This is a genomic window from Micromonospora sp. R77 (genome assembly GCF_022747945.1).
Taxonomy (GTDB): Bacteria; Actinomycetota; Actinomycetes; order Mycobacteriales; family Micromonosporaceae; genus Micromonospora.
The window spans coordinates 4248393-4269433 of sequence record NZ_JALDST010000001.1; the positions used below are offsets into that span (position 1 = coordinate 4248393).

Genomic DNA, 21041 nt, shown 5'->3' on the forward strand with positions numbered 1-21041 from the left:
GCACCCCCGATGACCTCGTTGATCAGGAAGAACGCGTCAGGACACCCCGGCGACGGCGACGCGAACCTCTTGATCAACGAGGTCGTCGGCCTGCCTGCGGGGGTGGGGGAGGGGGCGCGGGCGGCGCGGGCGGACGCGTTCGACCGGTGGTTGCGCGGGCTGCTGCCCGACCGGGGCGGGATCGCGCTGGTGGCGGTGGGCGGGCTGGGGCGGCGGGAGTGTGCCCCGTACGGGGACCTCGACCTGGTGCTGGTGCACGCGGGAGTGGCCGGGACGGACGAGCTGGCCGCCTCGCTCTGGTATCCGATCTGGGACGCGGGCGTACGGCTGGACCACTCGGTGCGGACCGTCCCCGAGGCGCTCTCGGTGGCCCAGGACGACGTGAAGGTGGCCCTCGGGCTGCTCGACGCCCGGTTCGTCGCCGGTGACCGCGCCCTCGCCGACCAGCTCATCCGGACCGCCACCGACCACTGGCGGCGGACCGCCGTCCGCCGGCTGCCCGGCCTGCGCGAGATCACCGCCGCCCGGTGGGCCGCCCACGGCGAACTCGCCTTCCTCCTCGAGGGCGACCTGAAGGAGGCCGCCGGCGGGCTGCGCGACGTCGGCATCCTGCGCGCCATCGCCACCGCCAACGTCACCGACGCGCTGCGTCCCGCCGTCCGCGCCGCCCACCTGCGGCTGCTGGACACCCGAGACGCCCTGCACCAGCAGGTCGGCCGCCGGGTCGACCGGCTCGTCGCCCAGGAACGCGACGGCGTCGCCGCCCTGCTCGGCCTGCGCCAGACCCCGGCCGGCGGGAGCCCGCCCGACCTGCGCGACGGGGACGTGCTGCTGCGCCGGGTCGCCGGGGACGCCCGTACCGTCCGGCACGCGCTCGACGACGCCTGGCGGGCCGCCGACCGGCTCCGCGCCGGCCGCCGCCGCGGCGGTGACGGACGGCCCGTCCGCCGCCCGTCGCCCGGGACGTCGTCGAACACGACGGGGAACTGGTGCTCGCCCGCACCGCCATCGGCTCCCGCCCCGACCCGAGCCTGTCGCTGCGGGTCGCCGCCGCGGCGGCCGCCACCCGGCTGCCGATCTCCCGCGCCACCTGCGAGTGGCTCGCCGCGTACTGCCCGCCGCTGCCCGCGCCGTGGCCGCCCGCCGCCCGGGCCGCGCTGGTCACCCTGCTCGGCGCCGGTCCCGGCCTGGTGCCGGCCTGGGAGACCTGCGACCGGTACGGCCTCATCGACGGCTGGCTGCCCGAGTGGACCCGGCTGCGCAGCCTGCCCCAGCACAACCCGGTGCACCGCTTCACCCTGGACCGGCACCTGGTGCAGACCGCGTACGAGGCGAGCCGGCACACCCGCGAGGTGGACCGCCCCGACCTGCTGCTGCTCGGCGCGTTCCTGCACGACATCGGGAAGGGACTCCCCGGCGACCACAGCACCGTGGGCGCGCCCCTGGCCGAGGCGGTGGCCACCCGGATCGGCCTGCCCGAGGCGGAAGCGGCACTGATCGGCACGCTGGTCCGGCGGCACCTGCTCCTGCCCGACGTGGCCACCCGCCGGGACCTGTCCGACCCGAAGACCATCGCCGACGTGGCCGGCACGGTCGGCGACACCACCACCCTCGACCTGCTGCACGCCCTGGTCCGCGCCGACGCCGCCGCCACCGGCCCGGCCGCCTGGTCGGACTGGAAGGGACGGCTGGTCGCCGAACTCGTCACCCGGGTCCGGACCGCGCTGGACACCGGGGTGCTGCCCGCGCCGCCGGCCCCCGACCCGGCGCTGGTGGCGGGGCCGCTGCCGGTCGTACACCTGACCCCGGACCGGGTGGCGGTGGCCGCGGCGGACCGGCGTGGCCTGCTCGCGACGGTCGCCGGCTGCCTGGCCCTGCACCGGCTGGAGGTGCTCTCCGCGGACGCCACCACGGTCGACGGCCGGGCCCTGGTCGAGTGCCGGGTGCAGCCCGCTACGGCCTCGCCCCCGACCCGGTCGCGCTCGGCAGCGACCTGCGCCGCGCCGTCGCCGGCGACGTCTCGGTCACCCAGCGGCTGCGCGGCCGGGCCCTCGCCGCCCGGGCCGACGGGGCCGCGCCCCGGGTGGTCTGGCACCGCGAGGCGGCCACCGACGCGGTGCTGCTGAGTTGCGCGCCGCCGACGCGGCCGGCCTGCTCTACCGGGTCACCTGCGCGCTCGACGAGGCCGGCGCCCAGGTCCGCGCCGCCCGCATCTCCACCCTCGGCGGCGACGTGGTGGACGCCTTCTATCTCGTCGGCAACTGGCCCGACGACGCCACCCGCGCCCGCATCGAGACCGCCGTCCTCGCCGCCGTGTAAGGAGGGGCCCCCTGTTAACGCCTCGCGAGGTGCAGGGGCCCCTGCTTAACACCGGGCCCTACGCGCGGGGGCGTAGCGGGAGGGCCGCCTGTCGGGCGATGTGCGGTGGGCCGGCGGGCGGGATGCTGGCTCATGGCGGGCCGGGTGGGCGATGCTCGGAGCGGTGCGTCGCGTGGCGCGTTGAGCCGTCGGCCGAGCCGGGTGAGGAGGGGGCGCGTGGGCGGGGATCGAGCGGTCGCCTGGCGGGACCGGCTCGCCGACGCCCTCCTCGCCCTGGTGCTGCTCGGCGTCGGGCTGGTCGGCACCGGGGCGGCCGCCGCCAACGCGGGCGTCGGCACCGGCCGGGGCACCTACCCGCTGGTGGTGGTGGCCGCGCTGGCCCTGGCGGTGCGCCGGCTCCGGCCCCTGGTCACCCTCGGGGTGGTCACCGCGGCGACCACGGCCTACCTGGTGCTCGGCCACCCGTACGGGCCGATCCTGCTGTCCCTCCTGGTCGCGGTCTACACGGTCGCCGCCGGCCTGCCGCTGCGCACCGGGGCGGTGGCCGGCGGGGTCGCCCTCGCGGCGCTGCTGCTGCACGTGGTGGTCGGGGTACGCCCACCCGGGCTGCTCGGCGCGATGCCAACGGCGGCCTGGGTGGTGGTGCCGTTCGCGGTCGGCACCACGGTCCGGCTGGTACGGGAGGGCGCCGCCCGGAGCCGGGTCGACGAGGCCCGCCGACTGGCCGACGCCGAGCGGCTGCGGGTCGCCCGGGAGGTGCACGACGTGGTCGGGCACGGCCTCGCCGCGATCCACCTGCAGGCGGAGGTCGCGCTGCACCTGCTGGCGCGCAGACCCGAGCAGGCCGAGGCGGCGCTCACCGCGATCAGCCGCACCAGCAAGGAGGCGCTGGACGAGCTGCGGGTCACCCTCACCGTGGTCCGGCGGGACGAGCCGACCGACGAGCGGGCCCCGACCCCCGGACTGGCCCAGCTGCCCCGGCTGCGGGAGCGGCTGGCCGGCGCGGGATTGCCGGTCACCGTGGCGGTCACCGGGGAGCCCCGGGTGCTGCCGGTCGCCGTGGACCTGGCCGCGTACCGGATCGTGCAGGAGTCCCTGACCAACGTGCTGCGGCACGCCGGCCCGGCCACCGCCACCGTCCGGCTCCACCACGCCCGTTCCGCCGTGCAGGTGGAGGTGACCGACACCGGTCGGGGGTCGGTCGGTGACCCGGACGCCGGCTCCGGCCTGGCCGGGATGCGGGAACGGGTGACCGCGCTGGGCGGCACCTTCACCGCCGGCCCCGCACCCGGCGGCGGTTTCCGGGTGTCCGCGACCCTGCCCGTGAAGGAGGCTCAGTGATCACCGTGCTGCTCGCCGACGACCAGGACCTGGTCCGGATCGGGCTGCGTGCCCTCGTGGAGAGCGAGGACGACCTGGCCGTGGTGGGGGAGGCCGCCGACGGGCTCGACGCGGTCGCGCTGACCCGGCGGGTACGCCCCGACGTGGTGCTGATGGACGTCCGGATGCCCGGGGTGGACGGCATCGAGGCGACCCGGCGCATCGTCGCGGACCCGGAGCTGGCCGGCACCCGGGTGGTCGTGCTGACCACCTTCGAGCTGGACGAGTACGTCTTCGACGCGCTCCGGCACGGCGCCAGCGGCTTCCTCACCAAGGACACCCGGCCGGCGGAGCTGCTGCGGGCGATCCGGCTGGTCGCCGAGGGGGAGGCGCTGCTGTCGCCGTCGGTGACCCGGCGGGTGGTCCGGGAGTTCGCCCACCGGCCGGCCCGGGTGCCTCGCCCGCATCCCCGCCTCGGCACGCTCACCGACCGGGAGCGGGAGGTGGTGGCGCTGGTCGGGGAGGGACTGAGCAACGCCGAGATCGCCGAGCGGTTGGTGGTCAGCCCGGCGACGGCGCGTACCCACGTGAGCCGGGCCATGGTGAAGCTGGCCGCGCGGGACCGCGCCCAGCTGGTGGTCTTCGCGTACCAGTCGGGGTTGGTCGTCTCGTGATCACGCCGGGGGCCGGGCGTGGGCCGGCTCGGAGCGGAGGTACGGGCGGCGGGCTACCCTAACGGTGGTCGGGCCCGTTCGCCCGGCCGCCTGTGCCCGCCGGAACACTGACAAACGGGATGTTCGTGTGTTTGACACCTTGAGTGACCGCCTGTCCGGGATCTTCACCAAGCTCCGCGGCAAGGGCCGGCTCACCGACGCCGACATCGACGCCACCGCGCGCGAGATCCGCATGGCGCTGCTGGAGGCCGACGTCGCCCTGCCGGTGGTCAAGGGCTTCATCGCGAACGTCAAGGAGCGCGCCCGCAGCTCCGAGGTCTCCCAGGCGCTCAACCCGGCCCAGCAGATCGTCAAGATCGTCAACGAGGAGCTGATCAACGTCCTCGGCGGCGAGGGCCGGCGGCTCCAGTTCGCCAAGCAGCCCCCGACGGTGATCATGCTGGCCGGCCTCCAGGGTTCCGGCAAGACCACCCTCGCCGGCAAGCTCGCCCGCTGGCTCAAGGCCCAGGGCCACCAGCCCATGCTGGTCGCCGCCGACCTGCAGCGTCCCAACGCCGTCGGTCAGCTCCAGGTGCTCGGTGGCCGCGCCGGCGTCGAGGTGTACGCCCCGGAGCCCGGCAACGGCACCGGCGACCCGGTGCAGGTGGCGCGCGCCTCCATCGAGCACGCCAAGCGGGCCGCCCGGGACATCGTCATCGTCGACACCGCCGGCCGCCTCGGCATCGACGCCGAGATGATGCAGCAGGCCGCCGACATCCGCGACGCGGTGAACCCGGACGAGGTCATCTTCGTCATCGACGCGATGGTCGGTCAGGACGCCGTCCGCACCGCCGAGGCCTTCCGCGACGGCGTCGGCATCACCGGTGTCGTGCTGTCCAAGCTCGACGGCGACGCCCGAGGTGGCGCCGCGCTCAGCGTCCGGGAGGTCACCGGGCAGCCGATCCTCTTCGCCTCCACCGGCGAGAAGCTGGAGGACTTCGACGTCTTCCACCCCGACCGGATGGCCAGCCGGATCCTCGGCATGGGCGACGTCCTCACTCTGATCGAGCAGGCCGAGCAGGCCTTCGACGCCGATCAGAAGGAGAAGATGACCGCCAAGCTGATGGGCGGCGAGCAGTTCACCCTGGAGGACTTCCTCGACCAGCTCATCGCGGTCCGCCGGATGGGCCCGATCGCCAACGTGCTGGCCATGATGCCCGGCATGGGGCAGATGAAGGACCAGCTCGCCGAGCTGGACGACAAGCACTTCGACCGGGTCACCGCGATCATCCGGTCGATGACCCCGGGCGAGCGGACCAACCCGAAGATCATCAACGGCTCCCGGCGGGCCCGTATCGCCAACGGCTCCGGGGTCACCGTGATGGACGTGAACCAGCTGCTCAACCGCTTCACCGACGCGCAGAAGATGATGAAGCAGATGGGCGGCATGATGGGCCTGCCCGGCGGCGGCCGACGCAAGGCGACCAAGTCCCCCAAGAACAAGCGCAAGGGCACCAAGGGCGGCAACCGGCCGCGCAGCGGGGCCGGCGCCGGCATGCCGGGCGGGTTCCCGGGCGGCATGCCGCAGCTCCCGCCGGGGATGGACCCGGGCGACCTGGCCGGCGGGCAGGGGCTGCCGCCCGGCTTCAAGCTCCCGAAGATCGACTTCAACAAGCTCGGCAAGGGCGACAACCGTCCCCGGTGAGCGTGTCGGTGACGGAGGGCGACATCATCCTCCCCTAGGGTGATGTCGCCCCCTGGAAGGAGATGTCATGACCGCGGCCCCGATCCTGCCCGAACGGCACGAGTGGACGGTCGACGACCTCGGTGACCTGCCGAAGGACCTTCCGTACGAACTGATCAACGGAAGGTTGATCGTGCCGTCGCCCACTGCCCTGCACCAGGACCTCTGTGTCCGTCTACTGCTCGCCCTGGAAGTCAACTGCCCGCCGGAATACCTGGTCAGCATCGACCTGTCGATGCGGGTCGACCGGCGCAACGAGCCGCGCCCCGACGTGGTGGTCATCCGCCGCAAGCACGCCGGCCGCTCACCGGTCCCGGTCGAGGACGCGCTGCTCGCGGTCGAGGTGGTGTCGCCGACGTCCACCTTCCGCGACATGTACGACAAGGCGAAGGTCTACGCGCACGCCGGCGTCCGCTCCTACTGGGTGGTCGACCCGCTCCAGGAGAAGATCGCCCTCACCGAGTACGTCCTCGGCGCGAACCGCGAGTACGAGCAGGTCAGCAACACCGAGGACCTGTTCGTCACCGAGACGCCCTGGAAGGTCTCCGTCGACCTGCCGGCGCTGACCGCCCGCCGTGACGCCCTGCTCGCCGCCGAGGACGACTGATCCGGTAGGACTGTGCACATGGCTCTGCATGTGCGCGGTGTGCTCCTGCCGGACGACGAGGTCCGGGACATCTGGCTGGACGGCGACCGGGTCACCTTCGACCCGGTGCCCGGCGCGGAGACGATCGTCGACGGCGGCTTCGTGCTGCCGGGGCTGACCGACGCGCACTGCCACATCGGCATCGCCCGGGGCGGCGCCCCGATCACCACCCTCGACCAGGCCCGCGAGCTTGCGCACATCGACCGGGACGCCGGGGTGCTCGCCATCCGCGACGCCGGCTCGCCCTACCCGTACCCCGAACTCGACGACGAACCGGAGCTGCCGCGACTGGCCCGCGCCGGTCGGCACGTCGCGCCGCCGAAGCGCTACCTGCGGGACATCGGTGTGGAGGTGGGCGCGGCGGAGGTGGCCGCCACGGTGACGGCGCAGGCCGCCGCCGGCAACGGCTGGGTCAAGCTGGTCGGCGACTGGATCGACCGCGGCGTGGGCGACCTCGCGCCGGCCTGGGACGCCGGCACCATGACCGCGGCCGTCGCGGCCGCGCACGCCGCCGGGGTACGCGCCGCGGTGCACACCTTCTCCGAGGCGGGCGTGGAGATCATGGTGCGGGCCGGGGTGGACTCCGTCGAGCACGGCACCGGCCTGAGTCTCGACCTGGTCGACCTGATGGCCCGGCAGGGCACCGCGCTGGTCCCCACGATGATCAACATCCGCACCTTCGGCGGCATCGCCGACGCCGCGCGCGCCAAGTTCCCCGGGTACGCCGACCACATGATCGCCCTGCGCGACCGCTTCCCCGAGGTGGTGCGCGCCGCCCACGAGGCGGGCGTGCCGATCTACGTCGGCACCGACGCGGGCGGCGGCATCGACCACGGGCTGGCCGCCGAGGAGATGCTGCTGCTGCACGAGCAGGCCGGCATGTCCGCCGAGGACGTCCTCGCCGCCGCCTCCTGGCGGGCCCGGGAGTGGCTCGGCTTCCCCGGCCTGGTCGAGGGCGGCCTCGCCGACCTGACCGTCTACCCCGAGGACCCCCGCAAGGACCTGCGCGTCGTCCGTACCCCCTCCCGCATCGTCCTCCGCGGCCACGTCATCCGCTGACCCGCACCCGCCCCGGCCCGTCCACCCCCACCCCCACCCACCCCGCCGGCGCCCGCCCACCCCGCCCCCACCCCACCCCCGCCTGCCGCGCCCCGCGCAAATTCACGGAAAGCGTGGCTATGTCGGCGTACACAGCCACGCTTTCCGTGAATTTGCGCGAGAGCGGGAGCGGGGGGCGACGCGAGGCGGGGGGTGGAGGGTCAGGGGAGGGGGGTGGTGGCGGTGAGGAAGAGGTGGAGGGCGAGGGTGGCCAGGGCGTCGGCGGTCTCGTCCACCGGGGCCTGGGGCAGCACGATGTGACTGACCACCAGGCGGACGATGGTGTCGGCGGCGAACGCGAGGGCGGGCCCGTCGGCGTCGGGGAGGTAACGCTGCGCCCAGTCCAGCAGCGCGTCGGACGACTCGGTCAGCACCAGCTCCGACCGGGTCGTCAGATAGGGCAGCAGCTCCTCGGAGCCGCCCCGCGCGCTGGTCAGGATCGCCTTGATCAGCGGGTTGTCCGCCGCCGACGCGAGGGTGTGCCGGATCGCCGCGTACGCGGCCGCCCGGACGTCGGACCCGTGCTCGTCGAGGACCGCCCGCACCTCGCCGACGAACCGGTCCACCTCGCGCCGGGCCAGTGCCTCGGCCAGCCCCGCCTTGCTGCGGAACTCGTTGTAGACGGTCTGCCGGCTCACCCCGGCGGCGGTCGCCACGCCACCCATCCGTACGCCGTCCCAGCCGGTGGCGATCGTCTGGGCGCGGGCGGCGTCGACGATGCTGTCCCGCAGGCGCTGGCGGGCTGACTCCCGAGGCTCGTCCATGGTGTCCGGAAGTCTACGGGCGGCCGGCCGGGTCACCTCGGCCCGCGCCGGGTGGCGCGGCGACCACCGCGGTCGGCGACCACCGCCGTCGGTGCCCCGGGCCGCCCCGGGTGGGCCCGCGCCGGGGCCCGTTCCGGTCGCCTGCGGTCCCGCCGGGCGGTACGGGCGCGCCCGATCGCGGTGGCCGCTCGGGCGACGCATAGGATGTGCGGTCATGGCACGCGTGCTCACTCCCCGTGCGGAGGACTTTCCCCGCTGGTACCAGGACCTGATCGCCAAGGCGAAGCTGGCCGACAACGGCCCGGTCCGGGGGACCATGGTCATCCGCCCGGCCGGCTACGCCATCTGGGAGCGGATGCAGGCCGAGATGGACGCCCGGATCAAGGCGGCCGGCGCGGAGAACGCCTACTTCCCGCTCTTCATCCCGGAGAGCTACCTCAAGCGGGAGGCCGAGCACGTCGAGGGCTTCTCGCCGGAGCTGGCGGTGGTCACCCACGGTGGCGGCAAGCAGCTAGCCGAGCCGGTCGTGGTCCGCCCCACCAGCGAGACGGTCATCGGCGAGTTCATGGCCAAGTGGATCGACTCGTACCGGGACCTGCCGCTGCTGCTGAACCAGTGGGCGAACGTGGTCCGCTGGGAGCTGCGCCCGCGGATCTTCCTGCGGACCAGCGAGTTCCTCTGGCAGGAGGGGCACACCGCGCACGCCACCCGGGAGGACGCCCGCGCCTACGCGCGGCGGATCCTGCACGAGGCGTACGAGGACCTGATGGTCAACGTGCTGGGCATCCCGGTGGTGGTCGGCCTGAAGACCGCCCGGGAGCGCTTCGCCGGCGCGACCGCCACCTACACCTGCGAAGGCATGATGGGCGACGGCAAGGCGCTGCAGCTCGGCACCAGCCACGAGCTGGGGCAGAACTTCGCCAAGGCGTTCGACATCAGCTACTCCTCGAAGGAGGGCGGCCGGGAGCACGCCTGGACCACCTCCTGGGGCACCTCGACCCGGATGCTCGGCGGCCTGATCATGGCGCACGGCGACGACAACGGCCTGCGCGTGCCGCCGAAGCTGGCGCCGATCCAGGCGTACGTGATGATCGTCAAGGACGGCGAGGGCGTCGGCGAGGCGGCGGCCAAGCTGCGCGACGGCCTGCGCGACGCCGGTGTCCGGGTCGCGCTCGACGACCGGACCGACACCGCGTTCGGCCGCCGGGCCGTCGACGCCGAGCTGCGCGGCTATCCGGTACGCGTCGAGGTCGGCCCCCGCGACCTGGCCACCGGCAACGCGGTCGTGGTCCGGCGTACGGACGGTTCGAAGGCCCCGACGCCGGTGGCGGACGTGGTCGACGCGGTCCTCGCCGCCCTGGAGGCCGACCAGCAGGCGCTGCACGACCAGGCCCTCGCGCACCGCGAGTCCCGCACGGTCGAGGTGTCGACCCTGGCCGAGGCGATCGAGGCGGCGGCCACCGGCTGGGCCAAGGTGCCGTGGTCGGCGGTCGGCGTCAAGGGCGAGGCGGAGGCGAACGGTCAGGGCGTGACGGTCCGCTGCCTGCTGCGCGCCGACGGCTCCGTCCCCGACTCCGAGGACGAGCCGGACCTGGTCGCGATCCTCGCCCGCGCCTACTGATGTAAGGAGGGGCCCCTTGTTAACGCCTTCGGTAGAGGAGGGGCCCCCTGTTAACAGCTGAGGTGGTGGCGTGCGGTTCGAGCCGGGTCGGCTGATCATGCACCGGAACGTCCGGCACGGCCGGATCGGCTGGGTCCGGCCGGCCCGGGTGGTCCTCGACGACGACCGGGGCCTGCTGCTCTGGGTCGCGCGTGACACCCCCGTCGCGTACGAGGTCACCGAGGCGGGACTGGGCATGCGGGCCATGCCGTTCGCCGAGTGGATCAATTCGTCGTACCGGCTGGCGCAGGGGCGGTGGAACGGGCCGCCGGTGCTGAAGTTCCTGCCCACCGGCGCGGCCCACTCGGTCTGGTGGTTCCGGGACGTCCACGACCGCTTCGCCGAGTGGTACGTGAACCTGGAGGAGCCGGGCGTCCGCTGGGACGACGGCCCGGTGGCCGGCGTGGACATGGTCGACCAGGACCTGGACGTCGTGGTCCGCCCCGACCACACCTGGGCCTGGAAGGACGAGGAGGAGTTCGCCGAGCGGCTCGCCTTCCCGGAGCACTACTGGGTGCCCGACGAGCGGGCGGTCCGGGCCGAGGGGGAGCGGGTGATCGCCCGCGCCGAGGCCGGGGTGTTCCCGTTCGACGGGACCTGGTGCGACTACGCCCCGCCCGCCGACTGGGGCGTACCGGACGAACTGCCACCCGGCTGGGACCGGCCGCCGGTCCGCTGACCGGGTGTCCTGCGTCACCCGCCGGACGGTCCAGGGGATCTGTCCGGGTCCGGTGTGAGTGGTCGGGGCCGGATCTGGCAGAATGGGTCGCTGGTATCCGGCACGCGTCCGGCGCCCTCTAACCCGGGCGTGTCGCCAGTCCACCGAGCAGTCTCCGGCCCAACCCCACTGTGCCGGTCGGCTCTCACCCGCACACCGCCCGTACGGGCCGGTGAGATCGCAACAGGAGCGAAACAACTGTGGCCGTAAAGATCCGGCTCCTGCGGATGGGTAAGATCCGCAACCCGCAGTACCGCATCGTCATCGCCGACTCGCGCACCAAGCGTGACGGCCGGGCGATCGAGTTCGTGGGCGTGTACCAGCCGAAGGAAGACCCTTCGGTGATCGAGGTCAAGTCGGAGCGGGTCCAGTACTGGCTCTCCGTCGGCGCGCAGCCGAGCGAGGCCGTGCAGCGTCTGCTCGAGCTGACCGGTGACTGGCAGAAGTTCAAGGGCCTGCCGGCCCCGCCGCCGCTGAAGGTCGCCCCGGAGCGGGCCGACCGCAAGGCGGCGTACGAGGCCGAGGCGAAGGCCGCCGCGGGCCTGGCGGAGACCCCCGCCAAGCCGGCCAAGAAGGCCGCCAAGGCCGAGGCCCCGGCCAAGGCCGAGACCGAGGCGCCGAAGACCGAGGCTCCGGCCGAGGCCCCGGCCGCTGCTGCCGACGCCGGTGAGCAGGCCTGACGTGGCACTGCGTCCCGCGCTGGAGCACCTGGTCAAGGGAATCGTCGACCACCCGGACGACGTGCGCGTCCGCATGGTCGACTCCCGTCGGGGCAAGCGGCTGGAAGTCCGCGTGCACCCCGAGGACCTCGGTACGGTGATCGGGCGGTCCGGCCGGACCGCCAAGGCACTGCGCCAGGTGATCGGCTCCATCGGTGGACGCGGGGTACGCGTCGACATCGTCGACTCGTACTGATGCTGCTCATCGTCGGCAGGATCGGCAAACCGCACGGCATCCGCGGTGAGGTCACCGTGGAGGTGCGGACCGACGAGCCCGAAGCGCGCTTCGCCCCCGGTTCGGTGTTGATCACCGAATCGGGGGCGGCCGCTCCGGCCAACCCCGCCCCGGGTCCGGGTGTCCTGTTCACCGTGCCCCGGGAGCTGACCGTCGAGGCGGCCCGCTGGCACCAGGGCCGGATGCTGGTCGCGTTCGAGGGCGTCGCGGACCGCGCGGTCGCCGAGGCGCTGCGGGGCACCCTGATCGGGGTGGAGAGCACCGACGTGGAGTCGCCGGAGGACCCGGAGGAGTTCCACGACCACCAGCTGGTCGGCCTCGCCGTGGTCACCCCGGCCGGGGAGCGGCTGGGCGAGGTGGCCCGGATCGACCACGCGCCCGCGTCCGACCTGCTGGTGCTGCGTCGCCCCGAGGGGCGTACCGCGCTGATCCCGTTCGTCAAGGCGATCGTCCCCGAGGTAGACCTCGCCGGCGGTCGCGTCGTGGTCGACCCGCCGGCCGGTCTGCTCGATCTCTAGACCCGCTGGAGCGGACCCCACATGCGCGTCGACATCGTGTCGATCTTTCCGGACTACTTCGCCCCGCTCGACCTCTCGCTGATCGGCAGGGCCCGCGAGACCGGGACGCTGCGGCTGGCCGTACACGATCTGCGGAGCTGGACCCACGACGTGCACCGCACGGTCGACGACACGCCCTACGGCGGCGGACCGGGCATGGTGATGCGGCCGGAGCCCTGGGGTGAGGCACTGGACGCCCTCGCCCCGGACGAGCTGAGCCCGGACGGCCACACCCTGCCCCGGCTGCTGGTCCCCTCGCCGGCCGGGGTCCCGTTCACCCAGGCCCTGGCGCACGAGCTGGCCACCGAGTCGCACCTGCTCTTCGCCTGCGGCCGGTACGAGGGCATCGACCAGCGGGTGCTCGACCACGCGGCGACCCGGATGCGGGTGACCGAGGTCTCCCTCGGCGACTACGTCCTCTTCGGCGGCGAGGTCGCGGTGCTGGTGATCCTGGAGGCGGTCACCCGGTTGCTGCCCGGGGTGCTGGGCAACGCCGGCTCGCTGGAGGAGGAGTCGCACGCCCACGGGCTGCTGGAGGCGCCGATGTACACCAAGCCGGCGACCTGGCGCGGGCACGAGGTGCCGGAGGTGCTCCGCTCGGGCGACCACGGCCGGATCGCCCGCTGGCGGCGGGACTCCTCGCTGCTGCGTACGGCCGCCCGCCGGCCCGACATGATCGCCGCCCTGTCCCCGGAGAGCCTGGACAAGCGGGACCGGGCCGCGCTGGACCGGGGTGGATTTCAGCTGCCGCCGGGGGATGTGGCAAAGTAGGGGGGTTGCCGCAGTCGACCACGCCCGTGGGCGGCTGCGAGGATCCCCGACCGGGGCCGGTCCGCCGGCCACCACCCGGGGATCAGAATCACCCATCCGCGCACCGAGTGACGGTGCGCCGTGAGCCTCACGAGGACACAGCGATGAACATCCTGGACGCCCTTGACGCCCAGTCGAAGCGGGTCGACATCCCCGACTTCCGTGCCGGTGACACCGTGAAGGTGCACGCGCGGGTCGTCGAGGGCAACCGGTCCCGTGTCCAGATCTTCCAGGGCGTGGTCATCCGTCGCCAGGGTGACGGCCTGCGCGAGACCTTCTCGGTCCGCAAGGTCAGCTTCGGCGTCGGTGTGGAGCGGACCTACCCGCTGAACAGCCCGGGTATCGACCGGATCGAGGTCGTGACCCGTGGTGACGTCCGGCGCGCCAAGCTCTACTACCTGCGCGAGCTGCGCGGCAAGAAGGCCAAGATCAAGGAGCTGCGCGAGAAGCAGCCGGCGAGCTGACTTCCCGCCCGACCTGCGCGGATGTCGTATCGACCAGATCGCATTACCCTGGTCGTACGGGCGCAGGAGAGCAGCGACGACGCAGCGTGCGACGCTGCGGCACAGCGATCCACTGCCGCCCGTGGGGTCTCCTGGGGAGACTCCCGGGCGGTAGTGTCGTTTCTGCGGACCGGAGAGTGGCATGGTGCAGATGCTTGACGAGGACGGCACGGCCGATCCGTGGCGTCGGCGGGCCCGGCGGACCCGGCGGCAGATGCCCCTCTGGCAGGAGTTGCCGCTCCTGCTGATCGTCGCGTTCTGCCTCGCGGTTCTGATCCGCACCTTCCTGTTGCAGGCCTTCTTCATCCCGTCCGGCTCGATGGAGAACACCCTGCTGATCGGCGACCGGGTGCTGGTCAACAAGGTCGTCTACGACGTCCGCGACCCGGTCCGGGGTGAGGTGGTGGTCTTCCGGGGCACCGACCGGTGGGTCGCCCAGGAGACCCCGGCACCACCGACCGGCTTCGCCGGCAAGGTCGGCCGCACCCTCGGTGACCTGGTGGGGGTCAGCCGGCCCGGCGAGAAGGACTTCATCAAACGGGTCATCGGGGTCCCCGGGGACCGGGTGGCCTGCTGCGACAAGGGCCGGGTGACGGTCAACGGCGTGCCGCTCGACGAGCGGGCGTACGTCTCGGAGGACTCGCCGGAGGACCTGCCGCCGAACCCGAAGGAGTGCCGGTCCCGGCAGTTCACCGAGGTCGTGGTGCCGCCCGGGCAGATCTTCGTGATGGGTGACCACCGGCTCGTCTCGCAGGACGCCCGCTGTCAGGGGCCGGTGCCGATCGACAACGTCATCGGCCGCGCCTTCGCGATCGTCTGGCCGCGGGACCGGTGGACCAGCCTGCCGGTGCCGGAGAGCTTCGCCACGCTGCCCCCGGCCACTGCCGCGCCGCTGCGGCCGGTGCCGGTCGACCCGGACCCGGTGGGCGGTGTCGTCCTGATCCTCCCGGTGACCGCCGCGCTTTCCGTTCTCGCGCGTTCCGGGCGGCCCCGATCGACCCGGGGACGTAGGCTCCACCCGTGATTGACGAGCAGACCGACAAGCCCCGCAGCTCCTTCTGGAAGGAGCTGCCCATCCTCCTGGGTGTGGCGATCCTGGTCGCAGTGCTGGTGCGTGCCTTCGTGCTGCAGACCTTCTTCATCCCCTCCCCGTCGATGGAGAACACCCTCAAGATCGATGACCGGGTGCTGGTCAACAAGCTGGTCTACGACTTCCGTTCCCCGCACCGCGGCGAGGTGATCGTCTTCAAGGCGCCCACCGAGTGGAGCGGCAACCCGGACGGCGAGGACTTCATCAAGCGGGTGATCGGTGTCCCCGGCGACCACGTGGTCTGCTGCGACCGCACCGGGCCGCAGGAGCGGCTGGTGATCAACGGCAAGCCGATCGACGAGCCGTTCATCTACCCGGGCAACAAGCCGGCCGACCAGGACTTCGACATCACCGTGCCGCAGGGTCGGCTCTGGGTCATGGGTGACCACCGGGAGGCCTCCGGCGACTCGCTGGAGCACTGGCAGCAGTCCGGCCAGGACATCACCGAGGCCACCATCCCGGAGGATCAGGTGGTCGGCCGTGCCTTCACGGTCTTCTGGCCGGTCGGCCGGGCGACCTGGCTCACCGTGCCGAAGGGCTTCGACGGCGTCCCCAACCCCTGACCCCGGAGGGCGTGGGCGTTCGTCGCAGGCGTCTGGCAGGCTTGGGCGGTGACCGTCTACACCCCCCGACGCGCCGCCCGGGTGCTGCTCGTCGACGCGGCCGACCGGGTGCTGCTCTTCGCCGGCACCGACCCGGCCCGGCCCGGCCACGACTACTGGTTCACCCCGGGCGGCGGGCTCGACCCGGGGGAGAGCCCGGCCGACGGCGCGGTCCGGGAGCTGGCCGAGGAGACCGGGCTGCGGCTCGCCCCGGCCGAGCTGGGCGCGCCGGTCTGGTCCGAGACGACCGAGTTCCCGTTCGACGGCGTCTGGTACCGGCAGGAGCAGGAGTACTTCCTGGTCCGGGTGCCGGCCTGGGAGGTGGACACCGCGGGCTTCAACGAGATCGAGCGGGCCAGCGTCTCCGGCCACCGCTGGTGGCCGCTGGCCGAGCTGGCCGACACCGACGAACGCTACTACCCGACGGAGCTGCCGGCGCTGCTCGGCCGGGTGCTCGCCGCCGGTCCGCCGGCCGTTACCGGGGAGGCGCCGTGCTGACGCCGCCGCGTACCGTGGTGCGCCGCGACGGTGGCCTCTACGCGCTGGAGCGTGCCCTGCAACGGCGGGGCTTCCGGCACGTGGCGGGCGCGGACGAGGCCGGGCGGGGTGCCTGCGCGGGGCCCCTGGTGGCCGCCGCGGCGGTGCTGCCCGAGGGGCGGCGCGGCGAGATCGACGGGTTGGCCGACTCCAAGCTGCTCACCCCCGCCAGCCGGGAGCGGATCTACGCGGAGGTCGTCGACCGGGCCCTGGCGTACGCGGTGGTGGTCATCCCCGCCGAGGAGGTGGACGCGCGCGGGCTGCACGTGTGCAACCTGGCGGCGATGCGGCGGGCGCTCGCCTCGCTGACCACCCGCCCGGAGTACGTGCTGACCGACGGCTTCGGCGTCGACGGCCTGGACGTGCCGGGGCTGGCGGTCTGGAAGGGCGACCGGGTGGCCGCCTGCGTGGCGGCGGCCAGTGTGCTCGCCAAGGTCACCCGGGACCGGCTGATGGTGGAGCTGGACGGGCACTACCCCGGTTACGGGTTCGCCGAGCACAAGGGTTACATCACGCCGGAGCACACCGCGGCGCTGCGGGAGCACGGGCCGTGCCGGGAGCATCGCTTCTCGTACGTGAACGTGGCGGCGATCTCCGGCCGCGACGGGCGTCCGCCCCGGTCCCGGCGTCCGGTGACCGACAGCGCGGACGAGCCGATGGCGCACTCCGGCGCGCCAGGGGGTACCGTCGGCGTGGCGTTGGGCGAGCAGCCTCGACCTCCGGCACCGGTGGGGGAAGATGTGGTCATGGAAGGCGGAGTGCGATGAGCGCGGAAGATCTCGAGAAGTACGAGACCGAGATGGAGCTGCAGCTCTACCGGGAGTACCGCGACATTGTCCGCCAGTTCTCCTACGTGGTGGAGACCGAGCGCCGCTTCTACCTGGCGAACCAGGTCGACCTGCACGTGCGTAACTCGGACGGCGAGGTCTACTTCGAGGTCGAGATGCACGACGCCTGGGTGTGGGACATGTACCGTCCCGCCCGGTTCGTCAAGAACGTCCGGGTGATGACGTTCAAGGACGTGAATGTCGAGGAGCTCGAAAAGCCCGACATCTCCCTTCCCGCAGATTCCGGATTCGGCGGCTGACCCAGGCGTCCAGGGCGGTCCGGCCCCCGGCGGCCGGTCACTCCGCCGGCACCACCACCTCGACCCGCTGCACCAGGTTGTTGGCGAAGCCACCCCGGTTCCACGGCTGCTCGACCGGCTGGCTCCGCCCCGAGGCGTCGGTCGCCCGCGCGCCCAGCGTCCAGCGCCCCGGCACCGCGTTCCAGTCGTAGCGCCACCGCCGCCAGGCCCACGGCCCCCCGGTCGGCTCGTCCAGCTCGGCGGGTCCCCAGCTGACGCCGCCGTCGACGGTCACCTCCACCGCGACGACCGGCGCGTGACCCGACCAGGCCCGACCGTCCACCGTGCACGGCCCGGGGCGCAGCACGCGGGTCCGCGACATGAAGTCCGGGAAACCCGGCGGCCGGACCAGCGCCCGCGGCTCGATCCGGGTCACCGGGGTGCCCGGGTCGTCGGCGTCCCGCCGCAGCCGGTAGGCGACCGCGTTCTGGTAGCCGTCGAACGGCGTTGTCGACACCCGGATGTTCCGCAGCCACTTCACGTGCGCCATGCCGTACCAGCCGGGCACGATCAGCCGTAGCGGTGCCCCGTGCTGCGGCAGCAGCGGAGCGCCGTTCATCTCGTACGCCAGCAGCACCTCCTCGCGGAGCGCGTCCGCGACCGGCAGCGCCCGCTGGTAGTCCTGCTCGACCCCGCGTTCCACGCCGTGGTCGACGCCGGTGAAGACCACGTCCACCGCGTCGGTCGCCAGCCCCGCCTCGCGCAGCAGCGGCGCGAGCGGGGTGCCGGTCCACTCGGCGTTGCCGACCGCCTCCACCAGCCACGGCTGGCTGACCGGACGCGGATGCAGCAGCGCCCGTCCGTTGCCGGCGCACTCCAGGGTGACCCGGTGGGTGACCCGGGGCCGCTGCCGCAGGGCCGCCAGGTCGAGGGTGAGCGGCCGGTCCACCGCCCCGTCCACGGTCAGCGTGTGCGCGGCCGGGTCCACGTCCGGGATGTCGTAGTGGATGAGCAGGTAGTGCAGGCCCGCCGGGGTGACGTCGTAGCGCAGCGCCTCCAGCGGGATGCCGTGGTTGCGCGCGGCGAGTTGCAGCTCCTCGACGCTGATCGCCTCGTCCGGCCCGGCGACCCGGGACGGCCGGCTGACATCGTCCACAGTGCTCACTTCTGCTCCTCCGGGCGGTCGTCGCCGACGAACTCGAACATCCTCGTACCGGCCGCCAGGGGTCGGGGCGGGCCGGTGAGGCGGTGCACCCCGACGCCGACCCCGTCGGCCGGGCTGCTCACCGCCACCGGCGTGAAACCCGCCTCGGCGAACCAGTCGCAGATCGTCGGCACCAGGTCCGGTTCGCGCCGGTGCCGGGTCCAGAAGACGGTGCCGCCGGTCGCGCAGAGGGCGGCGCAGTGCCCCACCGTCGCCCGGACGTCCGCGTCGGGGATGTTGCCGAACACCCCGCACACCAGGACGAGGTCCGCGGGCGTCAGGTCGGCGTACCGGTCGGTCTGCGCGGCGTCGCCCGCCACCACCTCGACGGCGGTGAGACCGGCCCGCGCGGCGGCCGCCCGGGCCACCTCGACGTTGCGCGGGTCCAACTCGACGAGGCGGGCGGTGACGTCGTCGCGGCGCGGGTGGTCGGCGAGCACCGGGATCAGGTCCCGGCCCTGGCCGGCGCAGAGGCTGATCGCCCGCAGCGGTCCCGGCGGCGCTTGGTCCAGCGCCTCCGCGATGCGCTGCCGCAGCTCGGTCAGGCGGCGGGAGAGCGGGGAGTCCGGGCGGTCGTAGTCGTCGTGCCAGGCGTACCAGTCCCGAGTCACCCGGTCAGCATAGGTCCTCGGCGTCCCGCCCCTTAACAGATCAACCGGCCGCCCGGGGGTCGTCCACAGGCCGACCGTCGTCCACAGTCGGCGGTGCGCGCGCTGGTGTGGGCGGAGGTCGTCGGGGCAGGCTGCGGATGTGCGGATGCTGTCCCGGCCGGTTGTCGCGGCCCACCTCGTACTCCTGTCGGTGCTGTCGGCGTCGGCCCCGCCGGCCGTCGCGGGCGAAGCATCCGCCGTCGGGGCGTCGTCCCGGCTTCCCGCCCCCTTCCCGTGGGCGGCCGGTCCAGGGCTGTCCGGAGCGGGGCTGGTCGGGTCGGCGGCATCCGGTCCGGGGCCGGCCGGTGGAGGGTTGGCCGGGTCCTCGGGGTCCGGTGCAGGGCCGGCCAGGTCGTCGGGGGCCGGTGCGGTGCCGGCCGGGTCGGCGGGGTCGGCGGGGTCCGGTTCCGGGTCGGCCGCGTCGGCCGGGCCGGCCGGGTCCGGCTCGCGGATGTCCCGCGCCGGGGTGTTCGGCTGGCCGGTGCCGGGACCGCCGGTGCGGTGGTTCGATCCGCCGCCGCAGCCCTGGTTGCCGGGTCACCGCGGCGTCGACCTCGCCGCCCCCGCCGGCGCGCAGGTCCGCTCCGCCGGTCCGGGCGTGGTGCTCTTCGCCGGGCTGGTCGCCGGGCGTCCGGTGGTCACCGTCGGGCACGCCGACGGCCTCCGCACCACCTACGAGCCGGTCCGTCCCACCGTGCTGCCCGGTGCCCGGGTGGTCGCCGGCACGCCGCTCGGTGTGCTGCTCGCCGGGCACGCCGGCTGCCCGGCGGCGGCCTGCCTGCACTGGGGGTTGCGCCGGGACCGCGACTACCTGGACCCGCTGACGCTGCTCGGCCTCGGTCCGGTCCGGCTGTTGCCGCTCGACGCCGGCTCCGCCGGTCAGCCCTGGGCGAGCAACGCGGGCAGCCGGACGGCGAGCCGGTCGTACTCGTCCGGCGTGTTGTAGACCTGACCACAGAGGCGCAGCCAGCCCCGGCCGCGCCAGGACGCCACCGCCACCTCGGCGGCGAGCCGCTCGGCGATCCGGGCCCGCAGTGCCCGCGCCGCGTCCATCGAGGTGGCCACCCCGGGCGGGAGCGGCACCAGGCGCATGGCGACCGTCGGTCCGCCGGGCTCCGGCAGGTCGGCCGGCGCCACCCCGAGGCCGTCCCCGACCACCCGTTGGCCGTACGCGGCCAGGGCGGCGTTGTGCGCGCGTACCCGGTCGACGCCCAGGCTGCGCAGGGTGAACACGCCCACCGGTGCGGCCAGCCACGGCGTGTAGTCCAGGGTCGCCTGCCACTCCACCCGGCCCGGGAACCCCGCCTCCTGCTCCCACGAGACGACCAGCGGCTCGATCCGCTCCCGCCACTGCTCGGCGACCACCAGCGCGGCGGTGCCGCGCGGCGCGTACGCCCACTTGTGCAGGTTGCCCACCCAGAAGTCGGCGCCGATCGAGGCCACCGTGGTCGGCAGCATGCCCGGTGCGTGCGCCCCGTCGACCAGCACCGGCACCCCGTGCTCCCGGGCCACCCCCACGATCGCGGCCGTCGGGAACAGCCGGGCGGTGGGCGAGGTGACCTGGTCGACGATCAGCAGCCTGGTACGTCCGGGACGCAGCCCGTCCCGCACGATCTGCACGAGTTCCTCGTCACCGGCGGTCAGCGGCACCGAGAGCGTCCGGGACACGGCGCCGGTCCGGCGGCACTCCCGGGCGACGGAGAAGCCGACCGCGCCGTACCCGTGGTCGGTGGTCAGCACCTCGTCACCCGGGCGCAGTCGCATCGACTGGAGCACCACCGCCACTCCGGTGGTGGCGTTGCCGACCAGCGCCGTGCCGTCCGGGTCGGCACCCAGGAACGCGGCCAGGTGCCGGCGGGTGTGGGCGATCCGGTCGGCCAGGCCCTGGCTGAAGAAGCGCAGCGGGTTCGCCTCCATCTCGTCGCGCAGCCGCTGCTGGGCCCGTTGCACGCCGACGGGCACCGCCCCGAACGAGCCGTGGTTCAGGTGACTGACCGACGGGTCGAGCGAGAAGAGCAGCCGAGCCCCCGGGATCGGCTCGGGCGGCTGCGGGACCGTCATCCGCCGATCGTAGCCCGCCGTCGATCATCAACCCCCGCTTCGCGGCGGCTCATCCCTGCCCCGCTCCACCCGGGCCACGACGTCC

General features: G+C 73.9%; 21 protein-coding genes and 2 pseudogenes. 19 read left to right on the forward strand and 4 right to left on the reverse strand.

What is annotated here, in order from left to right; genetic code table 11:
- Window positions 1-9 precede the first annotated feature (9 nt).
- The 6 genes and pseudogenes from MRQ36_RS20095 to MRQ36_RS20120 all read left to right on the forward strand — a co-directional run bounded on the left by MRQ36_RS20095 (window position 10) and on the right by MRQ36_RS20120 (window position 7741).
- Window positions 10-2319 (forward strand): annotated as a pseudogene (locus MRQ36_RS20095) ([protein-PII] uridylyltransferase).
- 216 nt (window positions 2320-2535) lie between these two features.
- Complete coding sequence (locus MRQ36_RS20100; RefSeq protein WP_242797652.1) at window positions 2536-3660, forward strand: sensor histidine kinase; 1125 nt, start codon at window positions 2536-2538, stop codon at window positions 3658-3660.
- Entirely contained in the window at window positions 3657-4313 is a 657-nt protein-coding gene (locus MRQ36_RS20105) for a response regulator transcription factor (protein WP_242797654.1), read from the forward strand. Before MRQ36_RS20100 ends, MRQ36_RS20105 begins: the two co-directional genes overlap by 4 nt.
- A 127-nt stretch (window positions 4314-4440) precedes the next feature.
- Window positions 4441-5997 (forward strand): signal recognition particle protein, encoded by a 1557-nt coding sequence (gene ffh, locus MRQ36_RS20110; protein ID WP_242797656.1) that lies wholly within the window; start codon window positions 4441-4443, stop codon window positions 5995-5997.
- Window positions 5998-6064: 67 nt separating this feature from the next.
- The gene (locus MRQ36_RS20115) at window positions 6065-6643 is read left to right on the forward strand and encodes a Uma2 family endonuclease (protein ID WP_242797658.1); all 579 of its coding nucleotides are present in this window, start codon (window positions 6065-6067) and stop codon (window positions 6641-6643) included.
- 18 nt (window positions 6644-6661) lie between these two features.
- On the forward strand, window positions 6662-7741 hold the full coding sequence (locus tag MRQ36_RS20120) for an amidohydrolase family protein (RefSeq protein WP_242797660.1): 1080 nt from the start codon (window positions 6662-6664) through the stop codon (window positions 7739-7741).
- A 200-nt stretch (window positions 7742-7941) separates the two neighbouring features.
- Here MRQ36_RS20120 and MRQ36_RS20125 read toward each other — a convergent pair whose 3' ends face one another.
- Window positions 7942-8544 (reverse strand): TetR family transcriptional regulator, encoded by a 603-nt coding sequence (locus tag MRQ36_RS20125; RefSeq protein ID WP_242797662.1) that lies wholly within the window; start codon window positions 8542-8544, stop codon window positions 7942-7944.
- A gap of 214 nt (window positions 8545-8758) precedes the next feature.
- Here MRQ36_RS20125 and proS point away from each other — a divergent pair, with 214 nt between their 5' ends.
- The 12 genes and pseudogenes from proS (at window position 8759) to MRQ36_RS20185 (ending at window position 17062) form a co-directional block, all read left to right on the forward strand.
- The gene (proS, locus tag MRQ36_RS20130) at window positions 8759-10165 is read left to right on the forward strand and encodes a proline--tRNA ligase (RefSeq protein WP_242797664.1); all 1407 of its coding nucleotides are present in this window, start codon (window positions 8759-8761) and stop codon (window positions 10163-10165) included.
- Window positions 10166-10235: 70 nt separating this feature from the next.
- Window positions 10236-10883: a DUF402 domain-containing protein gene (locus MRQ36_RS20135; RefSeq protein WP_242797666.1), complete on the forward strand. Its 648-nt coding sequence runs from the start codon at window positions 10236-10238 to the stop codon at window positions 10881-10883.
- A 239-nt stretch (window positions 10884-11122) separates the two neighbouring features.
- Window positions 11123-11602 (forward strand): 30S ribosomal protein S16, encoded by a 480-nt coding sequence (rpsP, locus tag MRQ36_RS20140; protein WP_242797668.1) that lies wholly within the window; start codon window positions 11123-11125, stop codon window positions 11600-11602.
- Window positions 11577-11837, forward strand: coding sequence for an RNA-binding protein (locus MRQ36_RS20145; RefSeq protein WP_088970263.1), 261 nt, complete (start codon window positions 11577-11579; stop codon window positions 11835-11837). The genes rpsP and MRQ36_RS20145 overlap by 26 nt, the downstream gene beginning before the upstream one ends.
- Before the next feature lie 2 nt (window positions 11838-11839).
- Window positions 11840-12394: a ribosome maturation factor RimM gene (gene rimM, locus MRQ36_RS20150; RefSeq protein ID WP_242801238.1), complete on the forward strand. Its 555-nt coding sequence runs from the start codon at window positions 11840-11842 to the stop codon at window positions 12392-12394.
- A gap of 21 nt (window positions 12395-12415) precedes the next feature.
- Window positions 12416-13204, forward strand: a complete 789-nt coding sequence (trmD, locus tag MRQ36_RS20155; RefSeq protein ID WP_242797670.1) for a tRNA (guanosine(37)-N1)-methyltransferase TrmD — start codon at window positions 12416-12418, stop codon at window positions 13202-13204.
- A gap of 143 nt (window positions 13205-13347) precedes the next feature.
- Window positions 13348-13707, forward strand: a complete 360-nt coding sequence (gene rplS, locus MRQ36_RS20160) for a 50S ribosomal protein L19 (RefSeq protein WP_242797673.1) — start codon at window positions 13348-13350, stop codon at window positions 13705-13707.
- Window positions 13708-13888: 181 nt separating this feature from the next.
- Window positions 13889-14757, forward strand: a pseudogene (gene lepB, locus MRQ36_RS20165) (signal peptidase I).
- 9 nt (window positions 14758-14766) lie between these two features.
- A complete protein-coding gene (gene lepB, locus MRQ36_RS20170) occupies window positions 14767-15399 on the forward strand; it encodes a signal peptidase I (protein WP_242797676.1) in 633 nt (210 codons plus the stop codon).
- Window positions 15400-15447: 48 nt separating this feature from the next.
- A complete protein-coding gene (locus MRQ36_RS20175) occupies window positions 15448-15936 on the forward strand; it encodes an NUDIX hydrolase (protein ID WP_242797678.1) in 489 nt (162 codons plus the stop codon).
- On the forward strand, window positions 15930-16742 hold the full coding sequence (locus tag MRQ36_RS20180; RefSeq protein WP_242797680.1) for a ribonuclease HII: 813 nt from the start codon (window positions 15930-15932) through the stop codon (window positions 16740-16742). Before MRQ36_RS20175 ends, MRQ36_RS20180 begins: the two co-directional genes overlap by 7 nt.
- Window positions 16739-17062 (forward strand): DUF2469 domain-containing protein, encoded by a 324-nt coding sequence (locus MRQ36_RS20185; protein ID WP_007075222.1) that lies wholly within the window; start codon window positions 16739-16741, stop codon window positions 17060-17062. The genes MRQ36_RS20180 and MRQ36_RS20185 overlap by 4 nt, the downstream gene beginning before the upstream one ends.
- A gap of 37 nt (window positions 17063-17099) precedes the next feature.
- Here MRQ36_RS20185 and MRQ36_RS20190 read toward each other — a convergent pair whose 3' ends face one another.
- Window positions 17100-18206: a sulfite oxidase gene (locus tag MRQ36_RS20190; protein ID WP_242797682.1), complete on the reverse strand. Its 1107-nt coding sequence runs from the start codon at window positions 18204-18206 to the stop codon at window positions 17100-17102.
- The gene (locus MRQ36_RS20195) at window positions 18203-18856 is read right to left on the reverse strand and encodes a methyltransferase (protein WP_242797684.1); all 654 of its coding nucleotides are present in this window, start codon (window positions 18854-18856) and stop codon (window positions 18203-18205) included. The genes MRQ36_RS20190 and MRQ36_RS20195 overlap by 4 nt, the downstream gene beginning before the upstream one ends.
- 352 nt (window positions 18857-19208) lie before the next feature.
- Here MRQ36_RS20195 and MRQ36_RS20200 point away from each other — a divergent pair, with 352 nt between their 5' ends.
- On the forward strand, window positions 19209-19841 hold the full coding sequence (locus MRQ36_RS20200) for a murein hydrolase activator EnvC (RefSeq protein WP_374250464.1): 633 nt from the start codon (window positions 19209-19211) through the stop codon (window positions 19839-19841).
- On the opposite strand, the gene MRQ36_RS20205 is transcribed toward MRQ36_RS20200, so the two are convergent.
- Window positions 19775-20956, reverse strand: a complete 1182-nt coding sequence (locus MRQ36_RS20205) for an aminotransferase class V-fold PLP-dependent enzyme (RefSeq protein WP_242797686.1) — start codon at window positions 20954-20956, stop codon at window positions 19775-19777. The two genes, MRQ36_RS20200 and MRQ36_RS20205, sit on opposite strands and share 67 nt — an antisense overlap.
- Between the last annotated feature and the right edge of the window lie 85 nt (window positions 20957-21041).

What these genes read in the sequence shown, in the direction of transcription:
- MRQ36_RS20185 (WP_007075222.1), top strand. Translation starts at nt 16,739, where the DNA reads ATGAGCGCGGAAGATCTCGAGAAGTACGAGACCGAGATGGAGCTGCAG.
- proS (WP_242797664.1), top strand. Translation starts at nt 8,759, where the DNA reads ATGGCACGCGTGCTCACTCCCCGTGCGGAGGACTTTCCCCGCTGGTAC.
- MRQ36_RS20120 (WP_242797660.1), top strand. Translation starts at nt 6,662, where the DNA reads ATGGCTCTGCATGTGCGCGGTGTGCTCCTGCCGGACGACGAGGTCCGG.
- MRQ36_RS20205 (WP_242797686.1), bottom strand. Translation starts at nt 20,956, where the DNA reads ATGACGGTCCCGCAGCCGCCCGAGCCGATCCCGGGGGCTCGGCTGCTC.
- MRQ36_RS20125 (WP_242797662.1), bottom strand. Translation starts at nt 8,544, where the DNA reads ATGGACGAGCCTCGGGAGTCAGCCCGCCAGCGCCTGCGGGACAGCATC.
- rplS (WP_242797673.1), top strand. Translation starts at nt 13,348, where the DNA reads ATGAACATCCTGGACGCCCTTGACGCCCAGTCGAAGCGGGTCGACATC.
- MRQ36_RS20115 (WP_242797658.1), top strand. Translation starts at nt 6,065, where the DNA reads ATGACCGCGGCCCCGATCCTGCCCGAACGGCACGAGTGGACGGTCGAC.
- trmD (WP_242797670.1), top strand. Translation starts at nt 12,416, where the DNA reads ATGCGCGTCGACATCGTGTCGATCTTTCCGGACTACTTCGCCCCGCTC.